At 72.7% G+C, this 15,853-nt stretch carries 13 protein-coding genes and 1 pseudogene; 9 read left to right on the top strand and 5 right to left on the bottom strand.

Features of this window, described 5'->3' with window-relative positions:
* Window positions 1–21: 21 nt before the first annotated feature.
* Together NQU55_RS15130 and NQU55_RS15125 are read right to left on the bottom strand one after the other, a co-directional pair.
* Window positions 22–399, bottom strand: coding sequence for a VOC family protein (locus NQU55_RS15130; RefSeq protein WP_168094365.1), 378 nt, complete (start codon window positions 397–399; stop codon window positions 22–24).
* 91 nt (window positions 400–490) lie between these two features.
* Window positions 491–1,396 carry an MBL fold metallo-hydrolase gene (locus tag NQU55_RS15125; RefSeq protein ID WP_256790686.1) on the bottom strand — a complete coding sequence of 302 codons (906 nt, stop codon included), beginning with the start codon at window positions 1,394–1,396 and terminating at the stop codon, window positions 491–493.
* A 202-nt stretch (window positions 1,397–1,598) separates the two neighbouring features.
* Between NQU55_RS15125 and NQU55_RS15120 the strand changes: the two genes are divergently transcribed.
* Entirely contained in the window at window positions 1,599–2,429 is an 831-nt protein-coding gene (locus NQU55_RS15120; RefSeq protein ID WP_168094364.1) for an alpha/beta fold hydrolase, read from the top strand.
* A 106-nt stretch (window positions 2,430–2,535) separates the two neighbouring features.
* The gene (locus NQU55_RS15115) at window positions 2,536–3,108 is read left to right on the top strand and encodes a TetR/AcrR family transcriptional regulator (RefSeq protein WP_256790684.1); all 573 of its coding nucleotides are present in this window, start codon (window positions 2,536–2,538) and stop codon (window positions 3,106–3,108) included.
* Window positions 3,109–3,171: 63 nt separating this feature from the next.
* Here NQU55_RS15115 and NQU55_RS15110 read toward each other — a convergent pair.
* Window positions 3,172–4,089: pseudogene (locus NQU55_RS15110) on the bottom strand (MBL fold metallo-hydrolase); the annotation flags it as partial.
* Window positions 4,090–4,231: 142 nt separating this feature from the next.
* Between NQU55_RS15110 and NQU55_RS15105 the strand changes: the two are divergent.
* Together NQU55_RS15105 and NQU55_RS15100 are read left to right on the top strand one after the other, a co-directional pair.
* Complete coding sequence (locus tag NQU55_RS15105; RefSeq protein ID WP_240976623.1) at window positions 4,232–4,441, top strand: hypothetical protein; 210 nt, start codon at window positions 4,232–4,234, stop codon at window positions 4,439–4,441.
* Window positions 4,428–5,864 (top strand): amidase, encoded by a 1,437-nt coding sequence (locus NQU55_RS15100; RefSeq protein ID WP_240976622.1) that lies wholly within the window; start codon window positions 4,428–4,430, stop codon window positions 5,862–5,864. The genes NQU55_RS15105 and NQU55_RS15100 overlap by 14 nt, the downstream gene beginning before the upstream one ends.
* Before the next feature lie 74 nt (window positions 5,865–5,938).
* On the opposite strand, the gene NQU55_RS15095 is transcribed toward NQU55_RS15100, so the two are convergent.
* A complete protein-coding gene (locus NQU55_RS15095) occupies window positions 5,939–6,247 on the bottom strand; it encodes a hypothetical protein (RefSeq protein WP_168094361.1) in 309 nt (102 codons plus the stop codon).
* Between the two features lie 193 nt (window positions 6,248–6,440).
* Here NQU55_RS15095 and NQU55_RS15090 point away from each other — a divergent pair, with 193 nt between their 5' ends.
* The 5 genes from NQU55_RS15090 (at window position 6,441) to NQU55_RS15070 (ending at window position 12,769) form a co-directional block, all read left to right on the top strand.
* Window positions 6,441–7,358, top strand: a complete 918-nt coding sequence (locus NQU55_RS15090) for a universal stress protein (protein WP_240976620.1) — start codon at window positions 6,441–6,443, stop codon at window positions 7,356–7,358.
* A 120-nt stretch (window positions 7,359–7,478) separates the two neighbouring features.
* Window positions 7,479–8,009 carry a hypothetical protein gene (locus NQU55_RS15085; RefSeq protein ID WP_168094360.1) on the top strand — a complete coding sequence of 177 codons (531 nt, stop codon included), beginning with the start codon at window positions 7,479–7,481 and terminating at the stop codon, window positions 8,007–8,009.
* A 311-nt stretch (window positions 8,010–8,320) separates the two neighbouring features.
* Entirely contained in the window at window positions 8,321–8,446 is a 126-nt protein-coding gene (locus tag NQU55_RS15080; RefSeq protein ID WP_206329663.1) for a class III lanthipeptide, read from the top strand.
* A gap of 100 nt (window positions 8,447–8,546) precedes the next feature.
* Window positions 8,547–11,252: a class III lanthionine synthetase LanKC gene (lanKC, locus tag NQU55_RS15075; protein WP_256790683.1), complete on the top strand. Its 2,706-nt coding sequence runs from the start codon at window positions 8,547–8,549 to the stop codon at window positions 11,250–11,252.
* Window positions 11,249–12,769 carry an ATP-binding cassette domain-containing protein gene (locus tag NQU55_RS15070; protein WP_206329823.1) on the top strand — a complete coding sequence of 507 codons (1,521 nt, stop codon included), beginning with the start codon at window positions 11,249–11,251 and terminating at the stop codon, window positions 12,767–12,769. The genes lanKC and NQU55_RS15070 overlap by 4 nt, the downstream gene beginning before the upstream one ends.
* Here NQU55_RS15070 and NQU55_RS15065 read toward each other — a convergent pair.
* The gene (locus NQU55_RS15065; protein ID WP_308402235.1) at window positions 12,766–15,831 is read right to left on the bottom strand and encodes a helix-turn-helix transcriptional regulator; all 3,066 of its coding nucleotides are present in this window, start codon (window positions 15,829–15,831) and stop codon (window positions 12,766–12,768) included. The genes NQU55_RS15070 and NQU55_RS15065 overlap by 4 nt on opposite strands.
* Window positions 15,832–15,853 lie beyond the last annotated feature (22 nt).

Genomic DNA, 15,853 nt, shown 5'->3' with positions numbered 1-15,853 from the left:
CTGGCTCGGTCCTTCGGCCTTTCAGCCCTTCGCTCGCTCCGCCGCGCTGCGCTCGACGCAGAACTCGTTGCCCTCGGGGTCGTGGAGCGTCACCCAGCCCGAGCCGTCGGCCTTGCGGTGGTCGCCCTGCATCACGGCGCCGAGGGACAGCAGGCGCTCGACCTCTTCGTCCCGGGTGCGGTCCTGGGGTTGGAGATCCAGGTGCACACGGTTCTTCACCGTCTTGCGGTCGTCGACCGTGACGAAGAGCAGCGAGACCGCCGCGCTCGTGACCGTGGCCTCCGGGTCTCCGGGGTAGTCGTCGTCGGCGAGCGAGCCGTCCAGGGCAGCAGCCCAGAACGTCGCCAGAGCGTAGGGGTCGGCGGAGTCGATGGTGACATGGCGTATCAAGGAGCTCATGTCCGCAACCTGATCACGATTCACCCATGCCGTCCAGCCCTTTCCGGGGCCTCCTCGCATCGGGAGAACCGGTCGGCTTCCGGTGGTCGTTTCACCAGCGCACGGCGGCGAAGTCGATGGGGCGGGGCCGGAGTTGACCGACGCGGGCGGTCAGGTCGCGAAGCCGTCGGGCCATGGCATCGGCCGGGAGGTGCCGGCGGTCGCCGTGGCCCGGCAGTACCCACTCGAAGCGCAGCCGTCCGGCCGTGCGGGCCAGTGACGCGGCCAGTTCCTCGATGGAGTACCAGGTGACGCTGTGGGCCACTTCCAGATCCGCCGTGGTGCGCGACCAGTAGAAGCTGTCGCCGCTGAAGCAGTACCGGTCGTCGGCGAGGTACAGCACGCTGCCGCGCGTGTGCCCGGGCAGCGGGTGCGCGGTCACTCCTTCGGCGATGCCGGCCGGCTCGGTGCCGCGCAGGATCCGGTCGGCGTCCGGGGCCGCGTCCAGGTCGCCCTCGTGGATCCAGAGCCGGGCGCCGAAGCGGTCGGCGTAGCGGCGGCCGTGCGCGGCGTGGTCCCGGTGGGTGAGGAGGACGTCGGTGACGGGGCCGAGTTCCGCGTAGCGTGCGGCGAGCGCCGGGCCCCAGCGCGGGGTGTCCACCATCATCAGGGTGCCGTCGGGGCGCCGCAGGAGGTAGGAGTTGGCCCCCGCGGTGTGCGGGGAGTTGTGGCCGCAGAGGTACACGGCGCCCGCGCCGGTGCCGGTGTCGTCCAGGGCCATCGGGAAGGGGTCCGGCGACGCGTCGAGGCGGCGGGTCGCGGGGCGGATGGACCGGGTGGGGCAGGCGTGTGCCGCGGCGCCGAGTCGCGCCGCCTCGGAGGGGTTCCGTGGCTGCCGGAGGAGGACCGACCGGCCGTCGGCCTCGCCGATCAGGTCCGGGGCGAGCTGCCGTGCGACGTCGCAGTTCGTGCAGCGCTCGTCGATGTACCAGCCGCTTTCCAAGGGCTTCTTGTGCACCGTATGCCTCCCCGTTCTCCCGTGCGACCGGTCCGGCGGTCGCCCTCCTTCATGGGTACTCCAGGCGTCCTCGGAAGGGGAAGACGGGCCGGATCTTGTTCTTGCGGAGCACCTCTGATCTGAAGAGCCCGGTTAGCGGCTTTTCCGGGGTATTGCCCGGCGCCCCGGCGACGGTGCACTCTGAGGCCCTATGAAGACAGGCATGATGACCGCGCCCGGGGCCGAGATCTACTACGAAGTACGCGGATCGGGCCCACCCCTTCTCCTCATCAACGGCGGTGACGGCGACGCGGCCGTGTTCGGCCCGCTGGCCGACACGCTGGCGGCGGACCACACCGTCATCACCTACGACCCCCGCGGCAACTCCCGCAGCCGCTTCACCGGCTCCCCCGCCCCGCAGTGGATCGAAGAGCACGCCCGCGACGCCCACTTGCTGCTGGACACGGTGGCCGCCGGCGAACCGGCGTACGTCTTCGGCACCAGCTACGGCGGCATGGTCGGCATGGACCTCCTGGTCCGGCACCCCGGCCGGGTGCGGGCGCTGGTCGCGCACGAGCCGTTCGTGATCGACCTGCTCCCCGACGCGGACGAGTGGCACGCGCTCTGCCAGGAGGTGTACGAGCTCTACCAACAGGCCGGCACCGACGTCGCGATGCAGAGGTTCAGTGCGGCGATCGGCGTGGAGGGACCACCTCCGGCGTCGGCGTCGGGCCTCCCCGCCCCGGTCCGGGAGATGCTGGCCCGCGTCCACGCCAACATGGAGACGTGCCTGGCGTACGAACTGCGCTCCTTCACCCGCTTCCGGCCCGACGTCGACGCGCTGCGCACGGCACCGTTCGCCCTGGTGGCCGGCAGCGAGGGGCCCGAGACACTGATGCACCGCGTCACGCGGACCCTGGCGGAGCACACCGGCAGCGACGTCGTCGGCTTCCCGGGCGGACACGTGGGATTCCTGACGCACCCGGCCGACTTCGCCGCGGCCCTGCGCGCGGCACTGGGTGCGGCAGCGGGCACGGCGGCACCAGAGCGCTGAGCCGCGCGGCGGGGCGGGGCGGGGCGGCGGGGCACCTCGTCGCCCCGCTCCGGTGCCGTCCGGACCCGTACAGACTGATGCAAGAAATTTGCTTTAAGCTGGCCGTATGAGTCGCAAGCCGATGGTTCGCCCCGGGGGCCGCAGCGCACGGGTCCAGCAGGCGGTCCACACCGCCGTCCGCGAACTCCAGGCCGAGGTGGGGCGCGCAGAACTGACCATCCCGCTGCTCGCGGCCCGTGCCGGAGTCACCCCCTCGACGATCTACCGACGCTGGGGCGACCTGCAGGAGCTGCTCTCGGACGTCGCCGTCGAGCACCTGCGTCCGGACACTCTCCCGGAGGACCGCGGCCGCCTGCTGGACGACCTGCAGAGCTGGGCCGAGCAGTTCCTGGAGGAGATGGCGACCCCGGCGGGACGGGCCTACATCCGCGACGCCCTGCTGGGAGACCCCGACGGGGACAACGCAGGGCAGTGCTCGGACTACGCGGCGGGCCAGATCGGCACCATGCTCGCCCGGGCCGCGGAGCGCGGCGAGGACGCCCCCGACGCCGAGACCGTGCTCGACCGGGTCGTGGCGCCGATGATGTACCGCATCCTGTTCCGCCCCGACGGCCTCACCCCCGCGTACGCGCGCCGTCTCGCGCAGGAGGCCGTGGAGGGCTTCGGCGCCGCCCGCTGATCCGCTGCCGGCACGACCCGCGCGCCCGACGGGAGCCCCACAGAATGCGCCGGGCCGGACGTCGCCGGTCACGGCTTCGAGCCGGTAGCCGTCGCCGTCGCCGACCACGCGCCCGGCGGTCGGCGAGGGGAAGTGCGTGCCGAGGACGAGAGCACCGGTGCCGGCGAGCCGGGCGAGGAGCGTGCGGCGGGTCGCCTCGGCCTGCACGGGGTCGATGTCGACGCAGCTGCCGATCTCCGGGTGCGCCAGCTGGACGGGGTGGTGGATGCAGTCGCCGGTGATGAGGGCCGTCGCACCCGCGCTGCTCACCTGCACGGCGACATGCCCGGGCGTATGCCCCGGGGCGGGTATCAGGCGCAGGCCGTCGGCCACGTCGATGCCGTCGTCCGGCACGTCGATCAGGTCGAGCAGTCCCGCCTCCTCGACCGGGAGGACGGAGTCGTCGAACATGCCGCGCCGCGCCTCGTCCATGTCGTACGCGGCCCAGAAGTCGTATTCCCTCTTCGCCGTGAGGTAGCGGGCGTTGGGGAAGGTCGGCACCCACGCGCCGCCGGCCTGCCGGGTGTTCCACCCGACGTGGTCGGTGTGCAGGTGGGTGAGCACGACCAGGTCGACGTTCTCGGGGGTGAATCCGGCGGCGGCGAGGCGTGCGAGGTAGTCCGTGCGGAGGTCGTGCCACGCGGGGTTCGCCCTCGTCTTGCCGTTGCCGATCCCGGTGTCGACGAGGACGCGCAGTCCGTCCACGACCAGTGCGAAGCTGTGGCTGTCGAGGCGCAGGACGCCGTCCGTGCCGGCGAAGTCGGGCCGCAGCCAGTCGTGTTCGGCGACGACGTCCGCCGTGGCGGCCGGCAGGAGCCACGGTCCGGTCGGGGGCGGCAGCGGGATCTCGTCGATGCGGTGGACCGCGACCTCCCCGACGGTCCAGTGGGCCGCGGAGGCACCGGAGGAGGGGGCCTGCTCGGCGAGCCGTGCTGTGCGCATGCGTGTGCTTCCTTTCCCGCGGCTCAAAAGGGGCCGGGATGACGGACCTTCGCAATAAAAGCTATGAGTTTGCTTTAAGCGACCGTAGGCCCTACTGTCCACTAACGCAAGCTGTTAGCTTTAGCGCTCAGGAAGGCACCGCATGTCCTTCACCGACCTCACTCCCCCCGAAGCCGCCCGCTGGGCCGCACGAGCCGGGCTCCCGCTGGTGCGGGAGCGCCACGCGGGAGTGGCCGCCACCGCCGACCACATCCATTCCGTCGTCTCCGTCCTGCGCGAGCTGGACTTCGGCGACACACCGCCGTCCGCCGCGTACCACGCGGGATGGGAGCAGCACGATGCAGCCGCATGAGCAGCACAAGCCGTACCAGGCCGACGGGTCGGACGAGCCCTACGCACTGACCCTGGCCGGCGCGGCCGAGGCCGTACGCACCCGGCGGATCTCGCCGGTCGAGCTGGTGGACTCGGTGCTGAAGCGCATCGAGCAGGTCGAGCCGCGGCTGGGAGCCTTCGTCACGGTGACGGCGGACCACGCGCGAGAGGCGGCGCGAAAGGCGGAGGCCGAGATCTCCGGCGGCGCGCCCAGAGGTCCGCTGCACGGCGTACCCGCCGGTTTGAAGGACCTCATCGACGTGGCCGGGATGCCCACCACGGCGAGTTCCCGGGTGCGGGCCCGTCACCGGGCGGAGACCGACAGCACGGTCGCCGCGCGCCTCGCCTCGGCCGGCGCGGTGTTCGTCGGCAAGACCCACACGCACGAGTTCGCCTACGGCCTGACCACGCCTCAGACCGCCAACGCCTGGGCCCGGGAGCGGGTGGCGGGCGGCTCCAGCGGCGGTTCGGCCGCCGCCGTGGCCGCGGGGGCCGCCACCTTCACCCTGGGCACCGACACCGGCGGGTCGATCCGGGTGCCCGCCGCGCTGAACGGCGTGGTCGGCCTGAAGCCGACGTACGGGCTGGTGCCCCGGTACGGGGTGACCTCGCTGGCCTGGTCGCTCGACCATGTCGGTCCCCTCACGCGCACGGTGGAGGACGCGGCGCTGGTCCTCGCCGCCCTGGTCGGTCACGACCCGCGCGACCCCGCGTCCGTCGCGGCTCCTCCCGTGGACTACCGGCCGGGCGCCGAAACGGACCTGACGGGGCTTCGGGTCGGCGTGCCGGGCAACTACTACTTCGACCGGGTGGACCCCGAAGTCGAAGCCTCCGTGCGCCGGGCCATCGGCCGGCTGGAGGAACTCGGCGCCCGGCTCGTCGAGGTCGAGATCCCGATGGCGCGCTACGTCCAGCCGACCCAGTGGGGCCTGATGGTGCCCGAGGCCTCCGCCTATCACGAGCGGACGCTGCGGGCGGTCCCCGGCCTGTACGGGGCCGACGTCCGCGTGCTCCTGGAGGCGGGCGAGCTCATGACGGCCGGGGACTACCTCCGGGCCCAGCGCGCCCGCACCCTGATGCAGCAGGCCTGGCGGGAGATGCTGAAGACGGTCGACGTCATCGCCGCACCGACCGTGCCGCTCACCGCCGTGGAGTCCGGCCGGCCGACCGTGACCTGGGGCGACGGGAGCGTGGAGAGCGTCTCCGACGCCTATGTGCGCCTGTCGGCGCCCGCCGACATCACCGGCGTCCCCTCCCTGACCCTGCCGGTCGGCCGGGACGCGGCGGGCATGCCCATCGGCATGCAGCTGATGGGGCGCCCCTTCGGCGAAGCCACGGTGCTCCGTGCGGGACACGCCTACGAACGGACCGTCCCCGCCCTCGGCCTGGCCCCGGCCGCGTAGTGCACGCCCCCGGGCCGCACGTCCCTCCAGGCGTCGCCCGGAGGGCGCGGCGCCGTACCGGCCGTTCCGTTCTGCTAAGCGCGGTAGTACAGATGCCACTGGTGGTCGTACTGGCCGGGGTGCCTCTCCTCGCGCTTGCAGCGGTACTCACGCCACTTGTTGTCCTTCTTGCCCTGCTCGCCGGCCTTCTTGCAGGCCGCCTCGTCGTCGTACCAGGCGCCCGGCTTCCAGTCGGCCTGCGCCTCCTCGCTCGGGGCACTGCTCGCCGGGGGCGGGGACTCGTCCGACGTAGCCGCGACGGCCGCCCCCGCCGTGCCGGCGAACAGCAGTCCCGCGGTGGCCACCGCCACCGCCGGAGCGAGGCGGAAGTTCCTCGATTTCACGGGTTTCCCTCTCTCGTTTCCAGCCTTCGCCCTGATAGTGGGCTCGGAACCGCGCCCTCGGAAGCCGGTGACCCGGGCGTGCGGAAGTGGGGTTCCCCGCGCTGCCTGCGCGGGCGGGTTCGAACCTCACGCGGCGTGAGGAGGCGGGGGTCGCCGGGCGTCCCTGTGACGCAATCGCCGATGAAGCAGGATCATGGAAGGGAAGGAGCAGAACCCCTTTCGGTACGAGGCGGTGGGAGCGATGGAGTTTCCTCTGGTCGTCGGTGTCGACGGCTCCGACGGCAGCCTCGTGGCGCTCGACTGGGCGGTGGAGGAAGCCGCTCGCTTCGGGCTTTCCTTGCGCGTCGTCCACGCCTCGCTGTGGGAGCGCTACGAAGGGCCCGTGCCGTCGTTCAATGATGAACGGCCCGCGGACGGGTTCATGGCCGAGCGTGTCCTCGCCGCCGCCCGGCAGCGCGCCGGGCAGCTGCATCCGGAGGTGAAGGTGGATGCCGTGACGGTGCCGAGCGACGCCGCGGATGCGCTCGTGGACGAGTCACGGAAGGCGGCCGCGCTGGTCACCGGTTCCTCGGGGCGCGGAGTGCTCAGAGGGATGCTGCTGGGGTCGGTGAGTCTCGCCGTGGCGGGCCGCGCGCACTGCCCGGTGACGGTCGTGCGCGGAGAGGAGCGCAACATCCGCGGCACGGCTCACAAGGTCGTCGTCGGCGTCGAGGAAGGACAGGAGGCGGCCGGCGCCGTGCGCTTCGCCCTGCGCGAGGCCGAACGGCGGGGCTGCGAGGTCGAGGCCGTACGGGCCTGGCGCGCGCCGCAGCAGCCCACGGACCCGCTCATGGTCCTGGACGACAGCGCACGCGTCTACGCGGAGCAGGCCACCGACGTCCTGGAGGAGGTGCTCGACGCGGCGCAGAGCGAGTACCCCCAGGTCACGATCCGGCGCACGATCGTCGAAGGACCAGCCCACAAGGCGCTGCTCCAGCCGTCGGCCGACGCCGGCCTGCTGGTGCTGGGCGCCTCCCGGCGGCAGGACCACCGGGGACTGCACCTCGGCCGGGTCAGCCACACGGCGCTGCACCACGCGGCCTGCCCCGTCGCCATCGTCCCGCACGGGTGAGCGAATCTTCACGCTTTGTTGTGAATAGAGGACGACTGAGGCTTACGCCGGCCGGTCCGGGCAGGTGTGCAGTACACGCGCCTGGCGCGTGGTACCGCCTACCGCGGAGGGAAACGGACCATGGCAACCGATCCCGCTACCGGACTCCAAGGAATCGACCCCGGCGTCTGGGACCAACTGGCCCGGGCCATCAACGAACGGAAGAAGGACGACGAGCCCGCCACCACCGCCGAGGAGGTGAAACAGCACTTCGTCTCCGAGGCCCGGCGCTTCGAGGCCGAGGGCGTCGAGCCGCCCACGATCATCAAGTCGGTGACCGGCGAGACCGACAGGTGGGAGCCCTGGGAGTTCCAGGTCATCGGCCCCATCAGCGTCTACGGCGGCATCGAGTTCAGCGGCGGCAGCGAGTGGACCGCCCGCGCCGAGGTGGGAATCAAGCTCTCCGGCAAGGTGATCTGGTCGGAAGGCTTCCACCTCACCTCCAAGATGAACAGCGTCAGCTGGGAGAAGAGCCTGGGCGTCGTCCGGGGCAAGCTCACCGTGGGCATCTTCGGTGACAACAAGTGCCTGAAGGTGACGGGCGAGGGCTGCTACTGGTGGGTCAAGTGGCGCTGCGCGGGCTTCGACGAGACGCTCGGGTGTTTCGGCTGACGGACGTCGTCACGCCCTGACGAGCACTGGGTGGAGGGGTTCTCCTGCTCCGGCGGGAGAACCCCTCCACCTGTCTTGCGCCCCCTCCACCTGTCTTGCCCCCTCCACCTGCCTGCGCAGGCGTGGCGACCACCACCATTCACCCCACCGGAGAGGCGAGCATTCCGTGGGGGCGCGGGACGGGATTCTGCGCGGGCAGCACCCATGTACGGGTGGCGCGGATGGCGTTGAGTGAGGCGTGCCGATCGGCCGGTACGACCCGATGTCAGCCGCGCGTCCCGCGCACTCGCCCCTCGGAGGAGGTGATCCGGATGAGCGTCCTCAAGCTGCAGAACATGGAGGCCCGCACCACGCAGAGCGCCGCTGCCACCGTCAGCCTGACGAGCAGCGGCAGCAACTGCTGCAGGTCCATGGAAGACCCGGGTACCCCGGAGTGACCTGACGGATCCGTGCGGGGGCTTGCCGGGCCTCCGCACGGATCCCGCCGTTCCCACCGGCCGCTGCGCCCGCGGCCCTCGCACGATCACAGAGGCTGACATGCGCAACGAACGATGGGTCAACCGCTTCCTCTTCGCCTGGAACAACACGCTCTTCTTCGACCCGCTCGACGTCTCCTACGAGCCGAGCGCGGACCACTTCCTCGCCGGGTTCGACGAGAAGACGCGGAGGCGGTTCGTCCGCAGCGGCATCTGGTGGAGTCACCGGCACCACCCGGACCTGCCGGCGCAAGGCTGGAAGATCCACGTGTCGTCGGGCCACCGCCATGTGCGTGAGGTCGCCGCCTCGGTGATCGGGTACCTGACGGAGCACGCGGTCGACTTCAAGATGGCTCTCGACCTCAACGTCTTCGAGATGCTCAACTCCAAGGCCGTCACCCGGGGCAGCGGCGGCAAGCTCGTCACCGTCTACCCGCGCGATGACGACGAGTTCAGGGCGTGCCTGGCCGGCCTGGCCCGCCTCCTGGAGGGCAAGGAGGGGGCCTACGTCCTGTCGGACCTGCGCTACCGGGACTGCAAGGCGCTCTACTTCCGCTACGGCCAGTTCCTCGACACCCACACCGTCGACGTCCTCGGGCGGCGCCTGCCGCGGATCCTCGGGCCGGACGGCCCCGTCCCGGACGACCGGCGCCCGGGGTACGCCCACCCGGACTGGGTACCCTGGCCGTTCGACGACTGGAAGCCCGCCGACGAGGACGACGACGGGGACGGCCTGCTCGGCGGCCGCTTCCGGGTGACCGGAGCGCTCCAGTTCTCCAACAGCGGCGGCGTGTACACCGCCGAGGACACGGAGAACGACGACCGGCCGGTGGTGCTCAAGGAGGCCCGCCCGTACACCAACCCCAACCCCCGCCAGGACCACGACGCAGTGGACATCCTCGACCGCGAGTGGATGTTCCTGAACCGGCTGGCCGGCGTCGGCGCGTTCCCCGCTCCGGTCGCGAGGTTCCGCCACTGGGAACACCACTACATCGCCGAGGAGTTCATCGACCGCACCGACATGCGCTCGGTGCTGCTCGAACACAACCCTCTCGCCCGACCGGGCTCCGACGTCGGGAAGTCCCGCGAGTACCTGCGGATCTTCCTCGCCGTCTTCCGCGGGCTGGCGCGCGCGATCCGGGCCGCGCACGACCGTGGTGTGGTCCTCGCCGACTTCACCGCCGCGAACCTGCTCATCGACCCGGACACCCACGAGGTGACCATCGTCGATCTGGAGGCCTGCCGGCTGACCGATACCGAAGCCGGCGCAGCGGACCTGAGCAAGCCCGTCGAGCTGTACACACCGGGGTTCAGCCTCTCCCGCAACCGCTTCAAGGCGTACGGGCCCGAAGGCGACCGGTACGCCCTGGCGTCCACCATGGCGTACTTCGTCTTCCCGATCGCGGCGATGTCGTACCTGCGTGAGGACGTCCTCGACCTGTACCGGATCTTCATCACCGAAGGTCTGGGCTGGCCGGAGCGGGTTCACCGGCTGATCACCGACCTCGCCCGGAACCGCATCGGCCTCACCGACGTGCTGGAGGCGCTGGAGGACGAGGAGGACCTGCTCCGCCGGGTCGAGGCCGCACCGGCGCGCCCGGTCGTCGAGGAGCGGCTCGGGCTGGTGGACGCGGAGGCGGGGGTGGCCGCGTTCGTCGAGGCCGCCGCCGACCCCGGCCGGGACACCCTCTTCCCCGTGGACCCGTTCGCCCACGTCACCAACCCGCTGAGCCTCGGCTTCGGGGCGAGCGGCGTCCTGTGGGCACTGAACGCCTCCGGCATCACGATCCGGCCCGAATGGCACGGCTGGCTGAGCGAGGAGCTGGCGGGCATCGACGTGGCGCGGTACCCGGACGGACTCATGAACGGCCTGTCGGGCATCGCCTGGGCCGCCGCCTCGCTCGGGCTCGGGGCACACGCCAGGGAACTGCTGGCCCAGGCCAACCGGCGCGCGGTGGAGAAGGGCGACTACACCTTCTACTACGGCCTCGCCGGGGTGGGGATGACGAACCTCCGCTTCTTCCTGCACGGCCGGGACCCGCACGACCTGGCCGCGGCACAGGAGTGCGCGCGCGTGCTCTGCGACACGGCGCAGCGTGACGGCGGCCGCGCCCACTGGCTCAACGAGTTCTCCGCCAAGGGGCCGCTGACCGGCCTGGGCTTCGGGCAGGCGGGTGTCGCGATGTTCCTGCTGCGCATGCACCAGGTCACAAAGGAGGAGCACTACCTGCGGCTCGGGCGGGAGGCGCTCGCCTGGGAGATGGCCCACGCGAAGCCCATCGACGGCGACGGCAACGGCACCGCCGACGGCCCGATCATGTTCGAGCACGAAGGGACCATGGAGCCGTACGTCGAGGTGGGATCCGCGGGCGTGGCGCAGGTGCTGCTGCGCTACGGGGACCACGCCGCGGCACGCACCGTCCTGCGCGGTCTGGACGTCAGGTACGCGATCCTCCCCGGGTACGGCTTCGGCATGAGCGGGATCGCCGACGCCCTGCTGGACGCGGCGGAGTTCACCGGCGACCGCTCGTACCGCGACACGGCGCTGCGGCAGCTCAACTTCGTCCGGAAGGTCTTCCTGTTCGAGCCCTCCGAGCGCTTCGCTCTGCCGCGCGAGGACGGCCGGAGCCTGCTGGCCCTTCCCGGCGAGGGGCTGCTGCGCTGCTCCACCGACTACCTGACCGGCTCGGCGGGCGTGCTGCGGGTGCTCCACCGCGTGAACACCGGGGGCACGGCCGACTTCCTGCTGGACGAGGTCGGGCGGTGAAGCAGCTCTGGCGCACCCTGCGGGGTCACCGGGCTCCGTACGTGGTGATCCTCGTCGCCGAGGCCGGCATGAGCGGGCTCGAGGCCCTGCTGCACCCGCTGCTGCTGAAGGCCCTGTTCGACCAGGCGATCCTGACCGCGGACTTCCGGCGGTTCCTCGTCCTCGGCTCGGCCTACCTCCTGCTGGGGCTGACCCTCAACGGCACCGGGTACTGGATCGCCTGCCGCCGCAAGCGGTTCGAGAACGCGTTCGTGCTGGTGCTGGAGACGGAGCTGCTGGGCCGCACGCTCGGCCTGGACGGCCGTAAGGTGTCGGAGGCGGGGAACGCCTCGTACGTCAGCCGCATCCACAACGACGTCTCCCAGGGCGTCCTGCCGGCCGTCGACGTCTCCCTGCGCATCGCGCGCCAAGCGGTCACGTCGGTCGTCTTCGTGGGTGTGCTGGTCTACCTGTCCTGGCAGGCCGGCCTCATCCTGCTGGTGATCGTGCCGCCGCTGGTGCTCGTCAGCAACCGGCTGGGCAAGCGGATCGAGAAGAACACCGGGCCCGAGCGCGAGGCGGAGGCGCGGTACGTCAACGTGCTGACCCGGACGCTGGAGGCGTTCCCGGCGCTGCGCGGTCTGCCCTCGCTGCTGCCGGGCACCCGCGCGGCGAACCAGGAGGCGTTGCGCGGATTCCTCGGCATCACCTTCGTCAACTTCCGCCTGTCCCAGAGGCAGCGCACCCTCAGCGACCTGGTCATGAACCTGTCGGACACCGCGTCGATGGTCGTCGGAGCCTTCTTCGTCTTCTCCGGGCGGATGTCGTTCGGCAGCTTCCTCGCCTTCGTGAACTCGCTGTGGCGGGCGGTGACCGGGATGTTCGACCTCGTCAACATGATCCCGCAGGCCCGCCGGAGCACCGCCGTCCTCCAGCGGATCGAGGCGCTGCGCGACGCCCGGGAGCGCCCGTACCACGAAGAAGGAGCCCTGGTGCGGATCCGCGGCGCCCGGGTCGGGTACGGCGACGGGGCCGAGGTGTCGATCGACGGCTTCGAGCTGCGCGCCGGCGAGCACGTGCTGCTCCGCGGCCCCAACGGCTGCGGAAAGACCACGCTCCTGCACCTGGTCTCCGGGACGCTCGCCCCCGACGCCGGGTCGGTCACCCTGCCGCCCCGGGTGGCGAGCCTGACCGCACCGGTGAACCTCCCCCCGCTGCCGGTGCGCGACCTGGTCCCCGACGCACGGCTCCGCGCCGCGATGGACCTGGACGGGCCGGCCGACCAGCTGCCCTCGGAACTGTCCTCCGGCCAGCGCCAGCGGGTCGGGGTCGCCGCGCTCCTGTGCGAGGACGCCGACGCGTACCTCGCCGACGAGCCGTTCGCCAACCTCGACGAGCACGGCAAGGAACTGGTGTTGCGCATGCTGCGCGAACGGACCGAGGGACGCGCCCTGCTCGTCGTGCACCACGGGGACGAGGAACTCGACGGCCGCTTCGACCGCGTGGTGACCTTGGCCGGGGCCGCCGCGCTCCCCTAGGCCTGTCCGGCCGGCAGGCCTTGCGGAACCAGGCCGCGGGCGGCGCTGGCGAACGCTCTGCGGTTCGGGTGGCCGGTCTTCTGGAGGAGGCTCGACACGTGCTTCTCGACGGTGCGCGGCGAGATGTGCAGCCGTCCGGCGATGTCCTTGTTGCCGATCCGTTCGGCGACCAGCCGGGCCACCTCGAACTCGCGGACGGTGATGCCGCAGCGGCGCAGTTCCGGCGGCACCTGCTCCGTACCCGTACGCCGCTGCCGGACCGAGGCGCCCATTCCGCGCAGCAGGGCCCGGCTCGCACCGGCGACCGCCCGGAGGCCGGCGCCGTGGAAGTACTCCTCCGCCTCGCGGAGCCACTCGACCGGCGCGCCCCAGCCGTCCTCGTACGCCGCCTGCGCGACCAGGCGCTGGCACAGGCGGCGCGCCATCGGGTAGGGCGCGGCCGCCTCCAGGGCCTTGCCCGCGGCGGCCGTCGCCCCGTCGGAGCGGCCTTCCCGGCCGAGCAGCACGGCGTGGGCCAGGCCGGTGAACTGGTGGTTCCAGCGGGTTCCGCCGACGCCCGTCCCGGCGGATTCGGCGTAGTGCCGCCGGCCCATGCGTCCGGCCAGGACGCCGAGCAGCAGGATGACGCCGTGTTTGCCGAACTCGCCGGTCGCGGGGTTCTCCGCGTCGTAGGCGAGAGCTTGCGCGAACTCCTGCCCGGCTGCGTCGTGCCGCTCTTCCAGCAGCGAGCAGAACGCCCGCGCCAGCCCGCACGACATCGCTCGCACGCCCGGCGCGGCGTCGACGAGCGGAGCAAGTCGCTCCAGCGCCTCCTCCATTTCGGCGCGCCGGCCCTGGTGGGCGCACCGTACGGCGTCGGCGAGCCGCAACGCGGCCAGCGCGCCGGCCAGTCCCCGTCGTTCCGCATCGGCCGCCCCCTCGCGGATCCGGTCCCGGGCCGCCGTGAACTCGCAGCGCCGGATCCGCTCCAGCGCGAGGGCGAAGCCCGCTTCGTGCGCCAGCGGTCGCAGGCCCATCTGCAGGGCCTCCTGCCGGGTCTGTTCGACACGGTCCGGCCGGCCGTCGCGACTCGCCGTGGCAACGGCCAGGTGCACCTCGGCGGACATGCGGTGCACGGGGAGCCGGTGAGCGAGGGCGATCGCACGAGCCTGTACGAAGTGGGCCGTGGCCGGCAGCTCGTCCTGTTCCCGGGCCAGCTGCCCGAGCAGCAGCAGCGCCGTGCACGCCCGGTCCGGCAGGCCGGCGCGCCGGGCGGTGTCCAGGGCCCGGTGGGCCGAGCGGGCGGCGGTGTGCAGCCGGTCGGGGGCCGGCCGGCTCAGCTCTGCGCGGGCCCCGGCGATGTCCACGAGGGTGGCGTGGTCATCGGTCGGTCGGCTCCCGAGCAGCCTCCGGGCGGTGTCCAGGTGCCGCAGGGCTTCCGCGGGACGGCCCCTCAGGGCGGCGATGTCGCTCAGGCGGGCGTGGAGCGCGGCGCGGCGCTGAGCGGGTACGGGGTGCTCGCCACCGGTGACGCCGGCGGTGTCTGGGTCACCGCCGCCGTCACCGCCGAGGATGTCCGGGGCGGAGGCCGGCGCGGGCAGCAGGTCGAACCGTGCCGAGCAGGCGACGGCGTCCAGCAGCTGCTCCAGCACCGTGGCGCGTACTTCGGGTGCGGCACCGGGCCCGAGATGGCGGTGGGCCCGGGCCAGCAGCACCGCCGCCCGTTCCACCGATCCCTCGCGCATCGCCCGCCCCGCCGCCTCGCCGTACAGGCGGGCGGCCTCACGGGTGTCGCCGGCGTGCTCGTGCAGCCGGGCGGCGTGCGCGCACCAGGCTCCGGGGAGACCTGGGTGGAGCGCGGTCAGGGCGAGCGCCGCCCGCCGCGCGTATCCGGCACGCTCACCCGGTCCGAGGCCGTCCAGCAGGGCCTCGGCCGCCACCTGGTAGCGGAAGGCGTACCACTGCGTGCCCGCGCCGTCCGGCGTGATCAGGCACGACGCGACCGCGGCGCGCAGCGTCGCGGACAGCTCCGCGTGATCGCGGCCGATCGCGTGCTCCAGCACCGGCAGCGGGAAGCGCTGACCGAACAGGGCCGCCGTGCTGAGGAACTCCACTCCGAGCGGGCCGAGCTTCTCGGCCCGGCGTCTGACGTCGCCGGCCACGGTGGAGGGGACGGGCGGGGTACAGGTGGCGTCGGGGGCGGGGCCGCCGGCGAGGTCGTGGACGAGCTCCTTGACCACGAACGGGACCCCGGCGCTGCCGGCCGCGGTGCGCTCGACGAGTCGGGGACAGACGTCGGCCGGGGCGATGCCCAGCTCGCTCGCGACGAGCAGGTGCACGTCGGCGCGGCTGAGCGGACGCAGGTCGAGAACCTCCGCGGCTCCGCGCCGGCGCGCCCGCGCTGCCAGGTCGGCCGCCGCGCAGGGTTCGCGCCCGGCGATGAGCAGGAGTACGGCCGGCTGGTGGCCGATGTGGTCCAGGAGGTATTCGACGACCGCCAGCGTCCCGGCGTCGGCGTCGTGCAGGTCGTCGAGGACGAGCAGGCAGCCCCGCTGTCCTCCGACGACGGCGAGCAGGCGCAGCATCGTTTCGGCGACCACGATGGGCGACGCCGCGCCGGGGCCCGCGGCGGGGGCCTTGCCGGGGCCGGTGCCGTCCCGGGGGGCGCCCAGCAGCCCGGCCAGGACCGGCCCGTAGCCGCCCAGCTCGTCCGGGTCCGGCAGCAGGCCGGCGCGGGCCAGCAGGAGCAGCGCTTCGACCAGGGGCCGGTACGGGACGGGCGAGCCCACCGTGGCGGCCCGTCCCCGTACCGTGATCATGTCCGCTCCGGCCGCCGCGGCGAGGGCCTCGGCAGCGAGCCGGGTCTTGCCGACGCCGGGCTCGCCGGTGACGACGAGCGCGCCGCCCCGCCCGGACCGGGCGGCGGCCAGCAGGGCCGCGACCCTTCCCATCTCGGCTTCGCGGCCGACGAGTTCCCCCCGCCTCGTGTGCGGGCCGCGTTCCGGTTCCGCGGCGGTACAGGCAGTGCGGGCAGTACAGGCCGTACAGGCGTCGTCCGGCAACGCCGGCCAGCAATCGGACACCGGCTCGTCCCCCTCCCGGCGG

This window comes from Streptomyces telluris (assembly GCF_024519335.1).
Lineage (GTDB): Bacteria > Actinomycetota > Actinomycetes > Streptomycetales > Streptomycetaceae > Streptomyces > Streptomyces telluris.
Note: the sequence above shows the minus strand (reverse complement) of the source record. Positions and strands in the feature narration are given on the sequence as shown.